Annotated in this window: 19 protein-coding genes; 17 read left to right on the top strand and 2 right to left on the bottom strand. The window is 67.6% G+C overall.

The genetic code is table 11. The features are described from left to right. The first annotated feature begins 13 nt into the window (after window positions 1-13). From ABIE45_RS22505 to ABIE45_RS22470, 8 genes are all read left to right on the top strand, one after another. Window positions 14-349 (top strand): DUF2190 family protein, encoded by a 336-nt coding sequence (locus tag ABIE45_RS22505; protein ID WP_192708242.1) that lies wholly within the window; start codon window positions 14-16, stop codon window positions 347-349. 4 nt (window positions 350-353) lie between these two features. Continuing rightward, complete coding sequence (locus ABIE45_RS22500) at window positions 354-728, top strand: hypothetical protein (RefSeq protein ID WP_192708243.1); 375 nt, start codon at window positions 354-356, stop codon at window positions 726-728. After that, window positions 725-1,318, top strand: coding sequence for a hypothetical protein (locus tag ABIE45_RS22495; RefSeq protein ID WP_192708244.1), 594 nt, complete (start codon window positions 725-727; stop codon window positions 1,316-1,318). Before ABIE45_RS22500 ends, ABIE45_RS22495 begins: the two co-directional genes overlap by 4 nt. Continuing rightward, window positions 1,315-1,569, top strand: a complete 255-nt coding sequence (locus ABIE45_RS22490; protein WP_192708245.1) for a hypothetical protein — start codon at window positions 1,315-1,317, stop codon at window positions 1,567-1,569. Before ABIE45_RS22495 ends, ABIE45_RS22490 begins: the two co-directional genes overlap by 4 nt. A gap of 3 nt (window positions 1,570-1,572) precedes the next feature. Continuing rightward, entirely contained in the window at window positions 1,573-3,093 is a 1,521-nt protein-coding gene (locus tag ABIE45_RS22485) for a phage tail sheath subtilisin-like domain-containing protein (RefSeq protein WP_192708246.1), read from the top strand. A gap of 56 nt (window positions 3,094-3,149) precedes the next feature. After that, entirely contained in the window at window positions 3,150-3,512 is a 363-nt protein-coding gene (locus tag ABIE45_RS22480) for a phage tail tube protein (RefSeq protein WP_192708247.1), read from the top strand. Then, window positions 3,512-3,946 carry a phage tail assembly protein gene (locus ABIE45_RS22475; protein ID WP_192708248.1) on the top strand — a complete coding sequence of 145 codons (435 nt, stop codon included), beginning with the start codon at window positions 3,512-3,514 and terminating at the stop codon, window positions 3,944-3,946. Before ABIE45_RS22480 ends, ABIE45_RS22475 begins: the two co-directional genes overlap by 1 nt. A 114-nt stretch (window positions 3,947-4,060) precedes the next feature. Further along, on the top strand, window positions 4,061-6,961 hold the full coding sequence (locus ABIE45_RS22470) for a phage tail tip lysozyme (protein ID WP_192708249.1): 2,901 nt from the start codon (window positions 4,061-4,063) through the stop codon (window positions 6,959-6,961). On the opposite strand, the gene ABIE45_RS22465 is transcribed toward ABIE45_RS22470, so the two are convergent. Together ABIE45_RS22465 and ABIE45_RS22460 are read right to left on the bottom strand one after the other, a co-directional pair. Next, entirely contained in the window at window positions 6,958-7,353 is a 396-nt protein-coding gene (locus ABIE45_RS22465) for an Ivy family c-type lysozyme inhibitor (RefSeq protein ID WP_192708250.1), read from the bottom strand. The genes ABIE45_RS22470 and ABIE45_RS22465 overlap by 4 nt on opposite strands. 2 nt (window positions 7,354-7,355) lie before the next feature. Then, window positions 7,356-7,877: a hypothetical protein gene (locus tag ABIE45_RS22460; RefSeq protein WP_192708251.1), complete on the bottom strand. Its 522-nt coding sequence runs from the start codon at window positions 7,875-7,877 to the stop codon at window positions 7,356-7,358. A 35-nt stretch (window positions 7,878-7,912) separates the two neighbouring features. Between ABIE45_RS22460 and ABIE45_RS22455 the strand changes: the two genes are divergently transcribed. From ABIE45_RS22455 to ABIE45_RS22415, 9 genes are read left to right on the top strand one after another with little or no spacing between them, the layout of a single operon-like run. After that, the gene (locus tag ABIE45_RS22455; RefSeq protein ID WP_192708252.1) at window positions 7,913-8,431 is read left to right on the top strand and encodes a DNA circularization N-terminal domain-containing protein; all 519 of its coding nucleotides are present in this window, start codon (window positions 7,913-7,915) and stop codon (window positions 8,429-8,431) included. Then, the gene (locus ABIE45_RS22450; RefSeq protein WP_192708253.1) at window positions 8,432-9,106 is read left to right on the top strand and encodes a hypothetical protein; all 675 of its coding nucleotides are present in this window, start codon (window positions 8,432-8,434) and stop codon (window positions 9,104-9,106) included. A gap of 9 nt (window positions 9,107-9,115) precedes the next feature. Further along, entirely contained in the window at window positions 9,116-10,213 is a 1,098-nt protein-coding gene (locus ABIE45_RS22445; protein ID WP_192708254.1) for a hypothetical protein, read from the top strand. Then, entirely contained in the window at window positions 10,210-11,430 is a 1,221-nt protein-coding gene (locus ABIE45_RS22440) for a phage baseplate assembly protein (RefSeq protein ID WP_192708255.1), read from the top strand. The genes ABIE45_RS22445 and ABIE45_RS22440 overlap by 4 nt, the downstream gene beginning before the upstream one ends. A gap of 8 nt (window positions 11,431-11,438) precedes the next feature. Next, window positions 11,439-11,927 (top strand): phage GP46 family protein, encoded by a 489-nt coding sequence (locus ABIE45_RS22435; RefSeq protein ID WP_192708256.1) that lies wholly within the window; start codon window positions 11,439-11,441, stop codon window positions 11,925-11,927. A gap of 2 nt (window positions 11,928-11,929) precedes the next feature. Beyond that, a complete protein-coding gene (locus ABIE45_RS22430; protein WP_192708257.1) occupies window positions 11,930-12,244 on the top strand; it encodes a hypothetical protein in 315 nt (104 codons plus the stop codon). A gap of 3 nt (window positions 12,245-12,247) precedes the next feature. Next, window positions 12,248-13,339, top strand: coding sequence for a baseplate J/gp47 family protein (locus tag ABIE45_RS22425; protein ID WP_192708258.1), 1,092 nt, complete (start codon window positions 12,248-12,250; stop codon window positions 13,337-13,339). Beyond that, window positions 13,339-14,091 (top strand): putative phage tail protein, encoded by a 753-nt coding sequence (locus tag ABIE45_RS22420; protein ID WP_192708259.1) that lies wholly within the window; start codon window positions 13,339-13,341, stop codon window positions 14,089-14,091. The genes ABIE45_RS22425 and ABIE45_RS22420 overlap by 1 nt, the downstream gene beginning before the upstream one ends. A gap of 24 nt (window positions 14,092-14,115) precedes the next feature. Further along, the gene (locus ABIE45_RS22415; RefSeq protein ID WP_192708260.1) at window positions 14,116-15,276 is read left to right on the top strand and encodes a hypothetical protein; all 1,161 of its coding nucleotides are present in this window, start codon (window positions 14,116-14,118) and stop codon (window positions 15,274-15,276) included. The last annotated feature ends 4 nt before the right edge of the window (window positions 15,277-15,280 follow it).

Raw genomic sequence — 15,280 nt, 5'->3', positions numbered from 1 at the left:
GCAGGAGCGCGCCATGAAGAACTTCATCCAGGAAGCCGGCACCCTCACCGTGCCGGCCCCGACCGGTGGCGCCGTGAGCGGCCTGCCGGTCATCATCGGCCTCATGGTCGGCATCGCCACCACGACCCAGCCGCAGGGCGCGCCCGTCGCCTGCAAGACGACCGGCGTGTTCGAGCTGCCGAAGGTCCCGGCCCAGGCCTGGACCGTCGGACAGGCGATCTACTGGGATCCGGCCGCCGGCAACGCCACCACGTCGAACACCAGCACCACGCTGATGGGCTACGCCTCCGAGCCGGCGGCCAACCCGTCCGCGGTCGGCCGCGTCCGCCTGATCCCGCGCGGCGCCTGACGCCGTGATCGACTTCGCCGCCCTCACACTCGCGCCGTGCATCGACATCTTCGCACGGCCGATCATCGTGACGCCGCAGGCCTCACAGCCTGAGCGCGCCGAGGGCGGTGTGACCATCCCGGCCGGCCAGCCCTACGCCTCGCGGGGCGTCTGGGCGAGCCGGCCGGTCGACGTGCCGACCGAGGACGGCATCATGTCCTCGCAGGTGCACAGCCTGGGCATCCAGGCGGCCGACTTCACGATCCCGCCTGCGCCGGGCGACCTGATCGAGATCCCGGCTCACATGTCGCTGCCGCGGATCGGCATGTGCGAGATCGAGGACGGAGACGACGATGGCCAGGGCGGCACCTCGCTCTCGCTCAAGGTCATCGGTCCGTGACGACCGACGCGACGAAGATCCGCGACGCAATCGTCGACCGGCTCGCTACCTTGCCGGGTTACAAGACGCCGCCGCGCAAGATCCCGCTGCCGCAGCAGCAGCCCGATAAGCTGCCGCAGATCTCCGTGTTCATCATGGGCGAGCGGCTGGCACCGGACGGCGATGCCGGCGCGGGCGAGCCGAGCTTCAACTCCGAGGTGACGATCGGCATCTCGGACATGCGCGGGTTCGCGACGACCGACGTGCTCGACGGGCAGAATGATGCCGCAGTCGATGCGATCGAGGCGCGCCTGCTGTCCGATCCGACCTTCGTGCGCGGCGTCGACTTGTCGAAGGACGAAGACGATCCCGCCCGCTATCCGCTGTTCGAGGCCGTGACCGGCATCACGCGGCGGCGGATCTACCCGCAGGACGGCGAGACCTACTTCGCCGAGCTCCGCCTGGAGATGACGTTCCGGGTTTGGGTCAACTTCTCGCCGAACGTCCCCGACGCCTTCCTCGACATGGCCGTGACCCTGAAGCGCGGCGACGACCCGGGCACCGAAGGCCCCACCATCATCATCCCCGTTTCCCAGGAGACGACGTCATGAAGTTCCATGTGGAGCCCGTCTCCAAGAAGACGGTGGTGCCCCCGCATCCGATTGAGGGGCCGATGCCCGCCGAGGGCGGCGCCGACTGGATCGCCGATCAGTACACGCTCCGCCTCATCCTCGACGGCGTGATCCGCCGCACGGACGAAGGCGTCGCAGAAGCTGCGGAGCAGGACGCCTCGTCGCGCCGCCGCGCCTCGCCCGTTCCCACCCCGCCCACGCCCGCCCCGGGCAAAGCCCAGGAGGCCTGATCCATGCCCGTCGCTGGCGCCCTCTCCGACATCCCGTCGAATCTCAAGCAGCCGCTGTTCTACCTCACGGTGGATGGCAGCCAGGCCGGCCTGTCGACGCAGCGCGAGCCCGCGCTGCTGACCGGGCAGATGCTGACCGGTGGTGTCGCGGCCAAGAACGTGCCGATCGCCGTCGGCTCGGCCAACAACGCTGCGGCGCTGTTCGGCTTCGGCTCGATGCTGCATCGCATGGCCATCGTGTTCTTCACGATCGCGCCGAACCATGAGCTCTGGATGATGGCGGTCGCCGATCCGGCGGCCGGCGTCGCGGCGGCCGGCGCGATCACCGTCACCACGGCGGCGACCCAGGCCGGCACAATTCCGCTCTATCTCGCCGGCCAGAACGTCAACGTGCTCGCCAACGGCTCGGACACGGCCGCGCAGATCGCGACGAAGATCGCCGCCGCGGTGAACGCCGCGCAGCTCCTGCCGATGTCGGCCGCGGTGGACGGCACCAACCCGGCGAAGGTCAATCTGACCTGCGACTGGCCGGGTCTGACCGGCAACGACATCGTCCTGACCGACTGCTTCTATGGCTCGCTGAACGGCGAGGTGCTGCCGGCCGGGCTCGCGCTGACCTACACGCAGTTCTCGGGCGGCTCTGGCGTGCCGGACTTCACCGCCGCGATCCCGGCGTTGGGCGACGACGAGTACGACTACGTCGGCCTGCCCTACACCGATGCCGCCTCGCTCGCGCTCTGGGAGATCGAGTACGGCTTCACGCAGTCGGGACGGTGGGGTTGGCAGCGCCAGCTGTACGGCGGGATTTTCTCGGCCCGCCGCGACACCTACGCCAACCTGCTCACCTACGGGGCGACCCGCAACGCGCCGCAGACCTCGATCATGTCGTTCGAGCCGCTGACGCTCGCCACGACCTGGGAGTTGTGCGCGGCCTACACGGCGCTGGCCGCCGACAGCCTGCTCGGCGACCCGGCGCTGCCGCTGCACACCCTGGAGTTCACCGGGCTGCTGCCGGCGAAGCGCCAGGACCGGTTCAACTTCAACCAGCGCGAGGCGCTCGCCAACGCCGGTCTCGCCATCCAGGCGGTCGGGCCGTCGGGCGCCATCCAGATCCTGCGCGAGCAGACCACCTACCAGCGCAATCAGTACGGCCAGGGGGACGACGCGTTCGAGCTGGTCACGACCCAGTTCACCAACGCGCGCCTATTCCGGCGGCTGCGCGCGGCGGCGGAGACCAAGTACGGGCGCTGCAAGCTGGCGAATGACGGTACGAAGTTCGGTGCCGGTCAGAAGATCGTCACGCCGTCGCTCATGAAGGCCGAGATCCTCTCGGAGTACAACGGCGCGATCACCGACGGTCTCGCCGAGGACTTCAACAGCTTCAGGGACAATCTGACCGTGGTGCGGGATTCCAACATCCCGACCCGCCTCAACGTCATCTACCCGCCGGATCTCATCAACGGCCTTCGCACCCTCGCGGTGCTGGGTCAGTTCCGCCTCCAGTACGGTCGCGGCGCCAGCTGACGCGCGGGCTCTCACCGGGCCCTCGCGGCCGTTCTCACCCTCAGGAGGCCTGACCCATGGCCAATAGGCGTTTCGCTGGCACCACCTCGATCGTGGCCGACGGCGTGCAACTCGACGTGCGATCGAATGTGACCGTCAGCCTGTCGAAGGTCGAGCGCACCGGCATCGCCGGTCTCGACGGCACACACGGCTACGAGGAGAAGCCGCGCGTCCAGTTCATCGAGTGCGACGTGTCGACCACTCAGGGCTTCTCCGCCGAGGCGCTTGAGGCGATCACGGACGCGACCGTGACCGCCACCACCGCAAGCGGAAAGACCTACTCGCTGTTCGAGGCGTGGACGAAGTCCGCGTTCGAGATCAACACCGAGCAGGGCATGGTCCGCGTCCGGTTCGAGGGCATGAGCGGGAGCGAGTTCTGATGGACGGCTTCACCGACCCGCCAGCGGCCGATCCCGCGCAGCAACCCGCCCCGCAGCGGCAGGGCAGCACCTCAGCCGGTGCGGGCACGCCCTGGGCCGTGAAGGTCACGCTCTCGGAGCCGATCGAGATCACGGCCCCGAACGGCGACGTCCTGAAGCGGATCGAGGAGCTGTTCTTCCGCAAGCCCACCGCGATGGACATCATCGAGGTCGGCGGCAACCCGGTGATCATGGACATGTTCGCCGATGATCCGATGGGCACGATGCGGTTCGACGGCAAGCAGATGACCGCCATGATGGCGCGCCTGTCGGCGACCAACCCGCCGTTCTTGACGAAGATGAGCGCCGCGGACTGGACCTTCTGCGCCTGGCAGCTGTCCGGTTTTTTTCTGCCGGCGCCGCCGAAGACCTCATCCGCGCCGGCCTCCGCCTAGCGATGATCTACCGGTGCGATCCGGCCGGCATGCTCAGCCGCTCGCCCGAGTACATCGCGACCCTCAACAAGCACACGCCCGACGTGCTCGAAGAGATGATCGAGGCCAAGCTCTATGGCGGATGAAGCCCTGCGAATGCAGGCGGAGGTCACGGATCGGTTCACCGGTCCGCTGAAAGCCCTCCGCGCGCAGCTCCTCGACGTCAGCCGGACCGGCGCGAACCACAGCGAGACGCTGACTAAGGGCTTCGGCGCTGTCGAGGGCGCGCTTCAGAAGACCGCCCGCACCGCATCCAGCGTCGTCAATCCGGCCTTCGCCGCGCTCGGCATCACCGGCCTCACGGCGGGCGCGGCCGTCGCCGGCATCTCGGCCGCACTGAACAAGCTCAACGGCAACCTGACCGGTCTCGGGCAGCTGCATCGCGAGACCGGGATCGCCGCCAAGACCCTGCAGGAGTTCGGCGCGGTCGCTGGCCGGTTCGGCATCGAGCAGGACGCCGTCGCTTCGGGCGCCAAGAACTTCGCCGCACAGATGCGGACGTTCTCCATCGGGACCGGTGAAGCCTTCAACTGGGTGATCCGGCAGGGCCGCGACGCCGCAGGCCGGAAGGCCTTCCAGGATTTCGCGACCGACCTGCAGCACACCTCGGACGAGGGCGAGAAGCTCAAGAAGGCGCTCGCCTTCATGGAGACGATCCGCAACCCGGTCGAGCGGGGTATCTTCGCCCAGCAGTTCTTCGGGAACAGCGATCTCGCGCGCCTGGCCGACGGCCACCTCGGCAAGGTCGTGGATCTGTTCAAGAAGGCCCGCGAGAAGATCGGGGTGTTCAACCCCGACGACATCATCAACGCGGAGAAGTTCGACCGGTCGATCTCGGACCTGCGTGGGTCGATGTCCCGGTTCGGCCTGCTGATCGCCCGCGAGCTGCTGGGGCCGGCCACCCAGTTTACGACCTGGATCAACGAACTCGTCTCGGATCAGCGCGGCGATCTGCTGAAGGGGCTGCGCGAAGGCCTTCAGGAGGTGAAGAAGGAGCTCGTCGGGATCGACTGGAAGCAGGCCGGCGATGACTCGGTTGCCTTCCTGAAGGAGAGCACCCGTCTCGCCGGCGCGCTGGCGACAGCCTTCCATGAGGTTGCCGAGGCCATCCATGCGATCCGCGAGGGCGAGTACATGCAGGCGCTGCGCGGCGCCGATGGGGCTTCTGGCCCGCTCGCCCGCAAGCTCGCCCCGCGCGCCGGTGATGATGAGATCGATGCTCAGGAGCGGGTTGATCGCCTCCGTAAGATGAAGGACGTCGCCGCGGAGGCGCAAGGCCACGCCATAGGCCGCCTTCAACAGCGGCTCGGCGTCCTCGACACCCCTGAGAAGGTCGGCAAGGACCTGGAGGAGGCCGAGGCGCGGCTGAAGGTTCTACGCGAGCGCAGCCCGGAACAGCGTCGCGCCGACTTCACGCGGCAGCAGAACGAGACCGTGGGCGCCCGGGCGACTGCACCGATTGAGAACCGCATCGCCGAGATCCAGGGCCGGCTCGGCAATTTCGAGAGCATGGAGCGGGCCGGCACCGTAACCGATGCCTCCCGCAAGCAGGCAGACGCCCTGCGCGAGGAGATGCAGAAGCTCACGATCGAGTTGAAGCGGCTGCGCGAGAAGCAGAGCGAGAAGAGCAGCGAGGCCACTGCGCAGAAATCGTCGGCCGAGAGCGAGGGCCCGTTCGCGGGCGCGCGCGTGCAGACTGCATCGTTCGGCGGTGGGGGCGGCTTCCGGCGGATCGGCGGCTTCGGCGGCGGTTATGGCGGCGGTGCGAACCTGCCGTCGGGCGTCGATGATCCTGTCATTCATGGCGGCCCGCAGGTTGAGCGGCGTGGCGGTTCCGGTCCGGGCTACTTGGGTGAGCGTGGGCCGTCTGGGCTGCCTGGGCGCGGCTTCGGTGGCGGGCGTTTTAATGGACTCGGGGGCTCGCGGTCGGGCCTGCCACCCATTGGGCCTCGGCCAGACGTGCCCAGCATTGCCCCAAGTGCCGGAAGGCGAGGCGCGCGAGCTGAGCGGGGCGGCGGCGCGGCCCGGACCGGTGAGATGATGGCCTACGCGATGGACCAGCTCCGTCGTGAAGGAGTTCCTGAGGAGCGCTTGCGCGAGGCTGCCGCACACTTGGTTGGCCAGGCGACGATGGAATCTGGGCTGGACCCCAACAAGGTCCACGATGGTGGCACTGGGTACGGGATTTACGGCGCACGCGATCCGAAGGGCTGGGGCACCTATCGTGGCGCGCGACGTAGCGACATGGTTCGGTGGCTTGAAGCGAATGGCTTCAGCCGCAATTCAGCCGAGGGGCAAATGCGCGAGATGGCGCACCGAGCCATGTCGGGGACTTACCCGCGAACACGGAGCATCCTGCTGGGCCGCGGCTCTGGCGATCTGGAGCGCGACACCAACACGATCACGGGCGAGTTCGAGAGTCCGGCTATCATCAACCGGCGATCAGGAGCTGTGCGTGAGGCCCTTCGCGTAGGGCCGAACATCCCTCAGGCCGAGCGCGCCGACAGCGGCGATTCCAGCCTGCTTCCAAACGGCACCCCACGCGTTCTCAAGCCGAATTCGATGCCTGACGCACCTGGCGTCACCATGGACGAGGCCAGCCGGCAGCGCGAGACCGTGAAGGGCGGTTTTGTCCGGCGCGCCGAAGTCCTAGCGGACCCGAGCGATGAGCGCCGGCGAGGCGAAAAGCCCTTCTACAGCGATGATGACGATCGGCGAGCGGCTCGCGATCTCGGGATCGCTCTGCGAGCTACCCGTGCCAAGCAGGATGCGCAGCGCGAGCAGATGCGGATGGATGGCGCCCGTGTTGGCGCCGCTGCCGCTCAAGCTGGTGTGGTTGGCTCACCGGTAAATGGCAGTGTGACGAACATAGTCGAGAAACCCGGGCCCGACACCAAGATCAAGACCAAGGTCGACGGCAATCTCTTCCAGGAAGTGCGCACGCAGAACGGTGCGCAGATGAGGAAGGCGGACTAGAACTCGATCTGTTCGGCGGCCTTTCTAAGCCCTGGCGAGGGACGGCCTATCCAGCTAATGTTGCCGTTCTCATACAGACGTCCCCACGCTTGCCGCCCATCGGGTGAGAATATCACCTGGAGCTTATGATCCATGCAATCGTGAACCTTGCACACATCGGCCAATAAATACGTTTCGCCATCCGCGCTGATATCCTTGGCGGCCTGAGATGGTCCATTTAGCGTGCGGCTGTAGGCAGCTACCCACTTTGGTAGAGCTGGATTACTCTTGAGCATAGCGCTGTATGCGCGTTTATAGTCCGGTCGATGCAGAAGATCGAATAGGTAAACATCAGCAGCGACGGCCTCACCGGCAGTTGCAGCAAGGAAGAGAGCGGCGAGGAGCGTGCGCATCATCAAAACCGGGGCTTAGGCTGCGGAGGCGTAGCGACTCGACAGCCGCTGTCAAATATGAACGAGACGCTAGCAACGAATTCCGAATTATTGATAGCCGGGCCTCTGTTGAATTTCGCACTGCTATAGCATGCATCTTGTTGGCCGTCGTTGATCAGGCAGAACGCCGGTCCATCGCCAGGAAAAACCATTCTCCACTGACCGCTCGATCGATCAAAATAATACGTTTGATATAATTTGCTGAAATCAATCTTAAAACCTGTCGTGCCTTTTGAGCGAATGGCAAAAACGCATTTATCAAGTTGAGCTACCAAGACCGGGCCATCGTTAAATCCGGTAAAGACCGCACGCTGTGGTGATAAGATCTCAAGGTTAGACGAAAAATAGAGACCTGCTGATCTCAGTACGTAAGCCGCATTAGCGATTAAGCGGTTTTCTGTTCGGATAGCTTCCTCCGCTTTCACTGTGCCTCCGGCAGCAACGGCAAATGCGAGAGCGGCGAGGATTATGCGCATGGCCGGCAAGGTAGCTGTCGCGCGTAGGTTGTCGAGAGGGTTGAATGGCTGACAGCCCCTGGCGCGATCGGTTGCGCCCAGCCTCTTTCCGCGGCGCGCCCTTCTACGTTGAGGTCGGCGCACGCTCCGGCGGCCGGCGGATCGCCCCGCACGAGTTCCCGAAGCGTGACACGCCGTACCCGGAGGACATGGGTCGGAAGGGTCGCTCGTTCGCGGTCACCGCCTACTGCGTCGGGCCCGACTACCAGGACATGCGGGACGACCTCGTCTTCGAACTGGAGAGCGAGGGCGTCGGCACCCTGGTGCACCCGACCTTCGGCGAGTTCGAGGTCAAGAACGGGGTCTACAACCTCGTCGAGCGCAAGGACCGCGGCGGCTACTGCGAGATCGAGATCCCGTTCTTCGAGGCGGGCGAAGATGCTGCGTTCACGGTCACGGACGCCACGCAGAATCAGGTGCAGACGAGCGCCGATAACGCCGAGGCGGCGGTGGCGAGTGGCGGCGACCAGGGGCTGTATGCGTTGCGTGATCCCAATCGACCGCTGACCGGAGGGGGCGCCTAGATGAGCTTGCGCCGCGATCAGCCCACGCTCGACCTGATCGGCGCTGTCCTCGACGCCATCCTGGCGTTCAGCGGGGCACAGGATCTCGCCGCAGCCGGCGCCGATCTCGACGCGGCCGTCGGAGACCTGCGGGCCGATGCGCCCCAGCTGCTCCGGCAGGCGGCGCTGTTTTGGCCGCTGGCGGCCTGCTTCAGCCTCGCGCGGCAGACCGGGATGACGGTCGATGCGACGGAACGGCTTCGGGCGACGATTGCCGGGCTACCGGCGCCGGACGCCCGGTCGCTTCTGGTCCAGGCGCGCAGCATGGCGTTCTGCTGCATCCAGGAAGCCCGGATCACCGCGGCGACCACCTACACCAGCCGGAACGAGGTCGATCGCGTCCTCGGGCTGGTAGCGGCAGCCTTCGACGTCTCGCAGAGCGCGGCGGCCGATGCCGGCGACGCGGTTGGGTATCGAGCGCTCGTCGGCCTGCGCGCCGCCATGGTGCGCGATCTGACCGACCGTTCCCGCCCGCTGCCGAAGCTCGTGACCTACACCTTCGGCCGGGGACGCTCGTCGCTCACCCTGGCGCAGCGCCTCTATGGCGATGCCGGCCGTGCCGACGAGCTCGTGGCCGAGAACGACGTCGTGCACCCGCTGTTCGCGCCGCGCGCCGGGCGCGCCCTGTCCGCCTGAGGCCCCGCGATGCCGAAGCCGACGGAAGTCGCCGAGATCGTGGTCAACGGTCAGCGGTTCTCGAACTTCGAGACCGTGAGCGTGTCCCGGTCCGGCGTCGATCCCTTCCCGAAGTTCTCTTTCACGGCCGCCTCACCGATCGAGAGCGCGCCGAACTGGGCGGGCATGAAGCTCGGCATAGGCGACGAGTGCGAGATCCTGCTCGGCGGCCGGCAGGTGATCTCGAAGGGGCGGATCACCGGGCGCCAGCCGGCGTTCGATCCCCAGCAGCACGGTCTGCAGATCCTGGGCACGACCAACTCGGCCGCTGTCGTGCGGGCCACGGTCGACCACAACAAGGGCGAGTACAAGGGCTACACGCTCTCGCAGATCGCGAACGCGGCGCTGAAGCCCCACGGAACGAAGTTCTCGGTCAAGGGCGACACGTCCGGCATGGACAAGCCCTTCGAGAAGGTCGCGGTCCAGTTCGGCGAGACGGTGTTCGCGTTCATTGAGCGCCTCTGCCGGATGCGGAACGCCTACATCCTCTGCGAGAAGAACGGCGACCTCATCGGCTATCGGCTCGACAGCGCCACGAAGACGATCGCTGACCTGCAAGAGGGCCGCAACATCCTCGCTGGGTCGGCCAGCTTCAACTACGAGGGCGCTCTCAGCGAGATCCAGGCGCAGGGCCAGCGGCCCGGGAAGGATGAGCGCTTCGGCGACGCAGCCCGCGACCAGTCCGCCACGGTGAAGAACTCCTCGGTCAAGGAACACGTCCCGCTGATCTTCGCGGCCGAGATGCCGGGCGATCAGGCCGAGATGCGCATGCGGGCGCAGCACGAGAACGGCTACAACCTCGCGGACCAGTTGACGGTGCAGATCACCGTGCAGGGCTGGTTCCGAGACGAGAGCAGCCTCTGGCTGGAGCACATCGGTGACCCGGTCTCGGTGTACTCGCCGCTGCTGTTCACCAACGACCGCATCAACCTCGCCATCCAAGCGGTGAGCGCGACGCAGGGGCCCGCCGGGACGCTATCGCAGCTCACCCTGGTGCTGCCCGGCGCCTACAACGGCGGTGACCAAGTGCAGGCCGGCGGCACGCCACCAGGGCTCTACGGCGCATGAACCGCACGACGACGCGCACCTCCGGTGATCGCGTGGTGGCGAGCCTCTCCCGGGGCATCATCACCACGATCAACGACTCGCCTTTCATGCAGGAGCTTGGTGTCCGGATCCGAGATCAGCAGAACCTCACCGAGGTCGAGCACTGGCACTCGGCCGGCGTCACCCACTACCCAATGCCGCCCGACGCCAAGGGCGCGGCCGAGATCGTCCTCGCCACCCTGACGGGCAACAACTCGCATCCGATCGCGCTGCCGGCGGCCGACCGCCGATTCCGTCCGAACGGCATGAAGCCCGGCGACACGGCGGTAGCCGACGCCAACAAGCAGACGATCCACCTCAACGAGGTCTCGGTCGTCCTTGACAGCCCGAAGCGCTTTGACCTGCGCGTGACGGCCGGTCAGGGAGCGGCCCAGGCCAAGAACCAGGGCGCGGACCTCAACGTCGAGAAGAAGCCGGCCACGACGATCACTGGCAAGGCAGCCGGCACGCTGGCCACCACGTCGACGGATGCCACCACGGTCACAGGCAAAACGGTCGGCGTGACCGCTGGGACGAAGCCCGACGCCTCCGGGAACTACGAGCTCAATCAGCAGCTCCAGGGCGTCGTCGCGCAGCTGACCCAGTTGAAGGACTCGCATCACGCCCTCTTCGACGTGGTGTCGAAGCTTCGGGTGAACGCGGAGGCTGTCGTCCAAGGGCTGTCGACGCTCAACGCCTCGACGCAGGTCACCGCCGCGCTCAGTGGCTCGCCGGCGGGCCTTGACGCCATGAAGGCGCTCGCCTCGGGCCAGCTGCAGGCCTACTTTCAGAACGCCATCAAAACGGCTCTTCAGGACTTCCTCAACCCGGCCCGCATGATGGGGGCAACCAGTGTGTTGTCCGACGGCGTCGAGGGGCTGATCGCGAATGCCCAGGCGCAGATCGCGAGCCTGATCGCGCAGAACCCGGTCGCGGCACAGGTCGACGGCCTGCTCTCCCGGATCGAGGCGCTCGGCGACGCGCCTATCCCGTCCGACATCGCGGGCGCGGCCACGGCGATGCTCCAGGCGCAGGTGGATTACCTCGCCGCGAACAACCCGGTCGTAGCGCAGGTCGCCCAGCTGCGGGCCACCCTTCAAAGCCTGATCAACGGGGCGGGCCCGGGGCTCGGCTTCCTCGCCCCACAGCAGCGCCTCGTGCAGGGCCTCACCCGGTCGATGCTGTTCAGACAGAGCTGAGGACGCGCTTGTCCGATACCATCGTCGTCCACTCTCGCCGCGCGGTGACGCGCGCGTGGCTCCTTACCCCCGTGGATCAGCGCGATCCCTCGCTCGACCTCGTCGACTGCGTGGTGGTGGCGCTGGGCACGGACCGGCTGGCCCGCGCCGACGACAAGCTACCGGTCCCGGGCGACACCGACCGCCGGGGCTGGTGGGGCGATCTCGATGCTGCGGGCATCCGCGACGGCTGGCCGATCGGCACGCGCCTGTGGCTGCTGCAGCGGGTGACAATCACGGGTCCCGAAGCGCGCCAGGGCAGCACGGTTGCCCGAGCGGAGGACTACACCCGGGAGGCGCTCCAGCCCTTCGTCCAGAAGGGCGTGGCGTCCCGGCTCAGCGTCGTGGGCGAGCGCATGAGCATCGAGGGTATCGACGTAAAGGCGGTGCTCTACCGCGGACCGCTGCCGTCGATCGAGCTGCGCTACGCCACGCTTTGGAACGGGGTGAGGGGCTGACCATGACAAAGGACTGGCGCACGCCAATCCAGCCGCCGCGCGATCAGGACTGCGGCACGGCCATCATTGATATCGCACCCGATGTGCTTGCGCTGGTGCTCTCGCATTTGCCACGGGCCTACACGGTCATCGGATCCGAGCAAGGGCCGCTTGGCTTCGTCCGCTTGGTGCTGCGATCCTCCGAGATCTCGCCCGGCGCCGATGTGCAGCTGGTCGGCGAGATCACCGACGTCGGATCGGTGCGCACGATGAGGCTTGTGCCGCGCGATCTGCCGCCAGCCGACATCGGCGGTGTCACCGTCCGCCCGAGCGCCTGACGCATGCCGCTCGCGATCCCTACGCTCGACGAGACCCGCGGGCTCAGCCGCGACGCCGTCATTGAGGCGCTGCGCGTCGGCGCGCTGCCCGGCAACTGCCCGGCTGGCATCCTCGCCGACGACAACGGCGCACTCGCCTTCCTGGTGCTCCAGTACATCGCCAGACAGGCGCAAGAGTATCTGCCGGACGAGGCCGGCGAGCAGATGCTCCAGCGCTGGGCCGACATCTACCTGCCCGGCGGCCGGAAGAGCGCGACCTACGCGGTTCTTGCGGCGACGTTGTCCGGGCCCGCCGGCACCGTCGTGTCGCAGGGCACGCAGTTCAGCCAGGCCGGCATCCTGTTCCAGTCGCTCGCGGACGTGACGCTCGGCGGATCCGACGTGGCCACGCCGATCAGCGTGCGGGCTCTGACCGCGGGTGTAGTCGGCAACCTCGACGCCGGCACAGCGCTCGGGCTCGTTGCCGCGATCTCGGGCGTCACGGCATCGGCTACGGTCACCGCGGTTACGACGCCCGGGGTAGACATCGAGAGCGTCGACGCGCTCCGCGACCGCGTGCTGTTCCGCATCCGCAAGCCGCCGATGGGCGGCGATGCCGACGACTACGTGGCCTGGGCCCTGGAGGTGCCGGGCGTCACGCGGGCGTGGTGTGCGCCCAACGAGATGGGCCCGGGCAGTGTCACCGTCCGGTTCATGATGGATGACCTGCGCGCGTCCTTGGGCGGCGTACCGACGGCGGCCGATGTGGCCCAGGTCCAGGCCCATCTCGACATGAAACGCCCGGTCACCGCCGACCTGTTCGTGGTCGCACCCATCCTGCAGCCGATCGCCGTCACCGTCGGCAGCTTGTCGGTCGACAATCTCTCGACCCGGGCGGCGATCATCGCCAGCCTGGGCGACATGCTGCAGGAGCGCGCCGCGCCGGCCCGCGCCGTGAACGGCAGCCTGGTGCCGGCCCAGACGATCTATGCGGCCTGGGTGTCCGAGGCGATCTCGGCCGCGCAGGGCGTGGACTATTTCGACCTCGCCTTCTTCGACGCCGTCATGCCGAACAACGGCAGCATGGCGACGCTCGGCAGCGTGACGTTCACCTGATGGCCGACCAGTTCATCCGGCGCTCGGCCGACGATTACGCCGTCGCCTTCGACGACCTGCACCCGGTCGGTCCGGCCTGGCCGCGCGCCGCGCCGCCGGCCCCCGACGATGACGCGCCGAGAGGCGACGACGAGGCGCTGTCCGACCTGACGCGCGGGCTCGCGAAAGTCTGGGGCGACAAGGTCGATGCGCGCGCGGCCGACCTGCTGTTCATCGAGACCGATCCCCGCTTCACCTACGAGATGCTGGCGGACTGGGAGCGCGCCCTCGGGTTGCCGGATCCGTGCGTCCCCGTGGTGCAGACCTTGGCCGAGCGCCGCAAGGCGCTGGTGAACAAGCTCACGACCGAGGGCGGCCAGAGCATCCCCTTCTTCATCGGGGTCGCCGCGTTCCTCGGGTACGCGATCATCATCACCGAGTTCCGGCCGTTCCAGTTCGGCCTGTCCTCGTTCGGCGGCCGGCGCGGCCAGATCGCTCCGCCATCGGTGCGCTTCTACTGGAAGGTCCGGGTGAACGGCGGTCGCACGACCCGCTTCCGGTTCGGCGCCTCGAGCTTCGGCCGCGACGCCATCCTCGAGATCCGCAAGGCCGAGGATCTGGAGTGCCTGTTCCGGCGCTGGAAGCCGGCGCACACCATCGTCCTGTTCGACTACCACGACACCGCTCCGACCGTGACGGTCGAGCGCTTCAACTCCGGCACTTCGCGCTTCGGCAACGATCCGATCCTGCGCGTCGTCGCGACGGCTTCCTGACCCCGGCTCACCCGGAGCACTCCCTTGAAGCAGCATTCCCCGCTCGACCCGGCAACCGGGATCGAGAACGCCGCGCTGCCGTGGACGAACGGCAATCCAGGAACCGGCACGGATGGCTCGTTCCCGCCATTCGGGCTGTTCGTGGACCCGCAGTCGGAGATCCTGAACGCTCAGAGGGCTGGCGGCTTGGCCGACAGCGCCGACGGCTCCGATACGACCCAGCTGGGGCAGTCGATCTCGCGCGGCACGTGGCTCGGCACGCTCGCACAACCTCTCACCGCGAACGATCTGACCGGCGCGCTTCCCGGCTCTATCATCTGGCCCGCCCTGCTCGCAGGCATGGAGTTCTCCGGCGTCATCAGCGCGCCGAACACCGGGCCGATGACCGTGACCCTGACCGGATTCGGCCTGCTGCCTGGGAAGCTCAACCTGACCAGCAGAGCCGCCGCGCCGCTCGTGGCCGGCGACGTGCCGGCCAACACGCCGTTCAAGTTCCGGTTCGATGGCACCCGGTTTCGCATCAGCGGATCGGTGGCCAGCGATACCGGCTCGACCGCTGCGACCTTCCTTGCCGCTAATAGCGGTGGCGTGGCGTATACGACGCCGGGCTCGTTCACCTTCATCGTTCCAGACAACATCTTCAAGATTTTCTGCCGAGTCTGGGGCGGCGGTGCGGGCGGAGGCGGATCGGGCGCCTCTGGTGCCGTGGCTGGCGGCGGTGGCGCAGGCGGCTATGCCGAAGGCTCTTACCAAGTATCGCCGCGTCAGCAGATCCCCGTCATCGTCGGCGCCCGTGGCACCGCGGGTCTCGGCTCTCCGAGCCCCTCTGGAGGTGGCAACGGCGGCACCTCCTCGGTCGGCTCCCTGCTGTCTGCCACCGGGGGCAGCGGCGGTGGCGGCCAAGCTGGTGCGGGTGTCTACCCCTCGTCCTCACCCGGCGGCATCGGGTCCGGCGGCCAGTTCAATGCCCAGTCCGGGGCGGGTGCTGTCGGGTTCAACCTGTCCGGCCCTGGGATCGCGGGCGGCGGCGTGGGCGGCGCCGCGCAGTTCGGCGGCCCACCGCCTACGCAGGCGCTCAACGCAGCGGGCCAGGGCGGCTACTCGCCCGGCGCCGGCGGCCAGGGTGGCGTCAACGGGTTTGCTGGCGGCCTCGGCGGCGCCGGCCAAGTGAACATCACCTACTGAGGAC

Source organism: Methylobacterium sp. OAE515 (assembly GCF_041806315.1).
In the GTDB taxonomy this organism is placed as follows: Bacteria; Pseudomonadota; Alphaproteobacteria; order Rhizobiales; family Beijerinckiaceae; genus Methylobacterium; species Methylobacterium tardum.
This window is presented reverse-complemented; position numbering and strand designations above follow the sequence as displayed.

Excerpts from the sequence above, each read along its gene's own strand:
- ABIE45_RS22440 (WP_192708255.1), top strand. The coding sequence starts at position 10,210 with ATGAACCGCACGACGACGCGCACCTCCGGTGATCGCGTGGTGGCGAGC.
- ABIE45_RS22430 (WP_192708257.1), top strand. The coding sequence starts at position 11,930 with ATGACAAAGGACTGGCGCACGCCAATCCAGCCGCCGCGCGATCAGGAC.
- ABIE45_RS22455 (WP_192708252.1), top strand. The coding sequence starts at position 7,913 with ATGGCTGACAGCCCCTGGCGCGATCGGTTGCGCCCAGCCTCTTTCCGC.
- ABIE45_RS22425 (WP_192708258.1), top strand. The coding sequence starts at position 12,248 with ATGCCGCTCGCGATCCCTACGCTCGACGAGACCCGCGGGCTCAGCCGC.
- ABIE45_RS22450 (WP_192708253.1), top strand. The coding sequence starts at position 8,432 with ATGAGCTTGCGCCGCGATCAGCCCACGCTCGACCTGATCGGCGCTGTC.
- ABIE45_RS22445 (WP_192708254.1), top strand. The coding sequence starts at position 9,116 with ATGCCGAAGCCGACGGAAGTCGCCGAGATCGTGGTCAACGGTCAGCGG.
- ABIE45_RS22470 (WP_192708249.1), top strand. The coding sequence starts at position 4,061 with ATGGCGGATGAAGCCCTGCGAATGCAGGCGGAGGTCACGGATCGGTTC.
- ABIE45_RS22475 (WP_192708248.1), top strand. The coding sequence starts at position 3,512 with ATGGACGGCTTCACCGACCCGCCAGCGGCCGATCCCGCGCAGCAACCC.
- ABIE45_RS22465 (WP_192708250.1), bottom strand. The coding sequence starts at position 7,353 with ATGCGCACGCTCCTCGCCGCTCTCTTCCTTGCTGCAACTGCCGGTGAG.
- ABIE45_RS22420 (WP_192708259.1), top strand. The coding sequence starts at position 13,339 with ATGGCCGACCAGTTCATCCGGCGCTCGGCCGACGATTACGCCGTCGCC.
- ABIE45_RS22480 (WP_192708247.1), top strand. The coding sequence starts at position 3,150 with ATGGCCAATAGGCGTTTCGCTGGCACCACCTCGATCGTGGCCGACGGC.
- ABIE45_RS22490 (WP_192708245.1), top strand. The coding sequence starts at position 1,315 with ATGAAGTTCCATGTGGAGCCCGTCTCCAAGAAGACGGTGGTGCCCCCG.
- ABIE45_RS22505 (WP_192708242.1), top strand. The coding sequence starts at position 14 with ATGAAGAACTTCATCCAGGAAGCCGGCACCCTCACCGTGCCGGCCCCG.
- ABIE45_RS22485 (WP_192708246.1), top strand. The coding sequence starts at position 1,573 with ATGCCCGTCGCTGGCGCCCTCTCCGACATCCCGTCGAATCTCAAGCAG.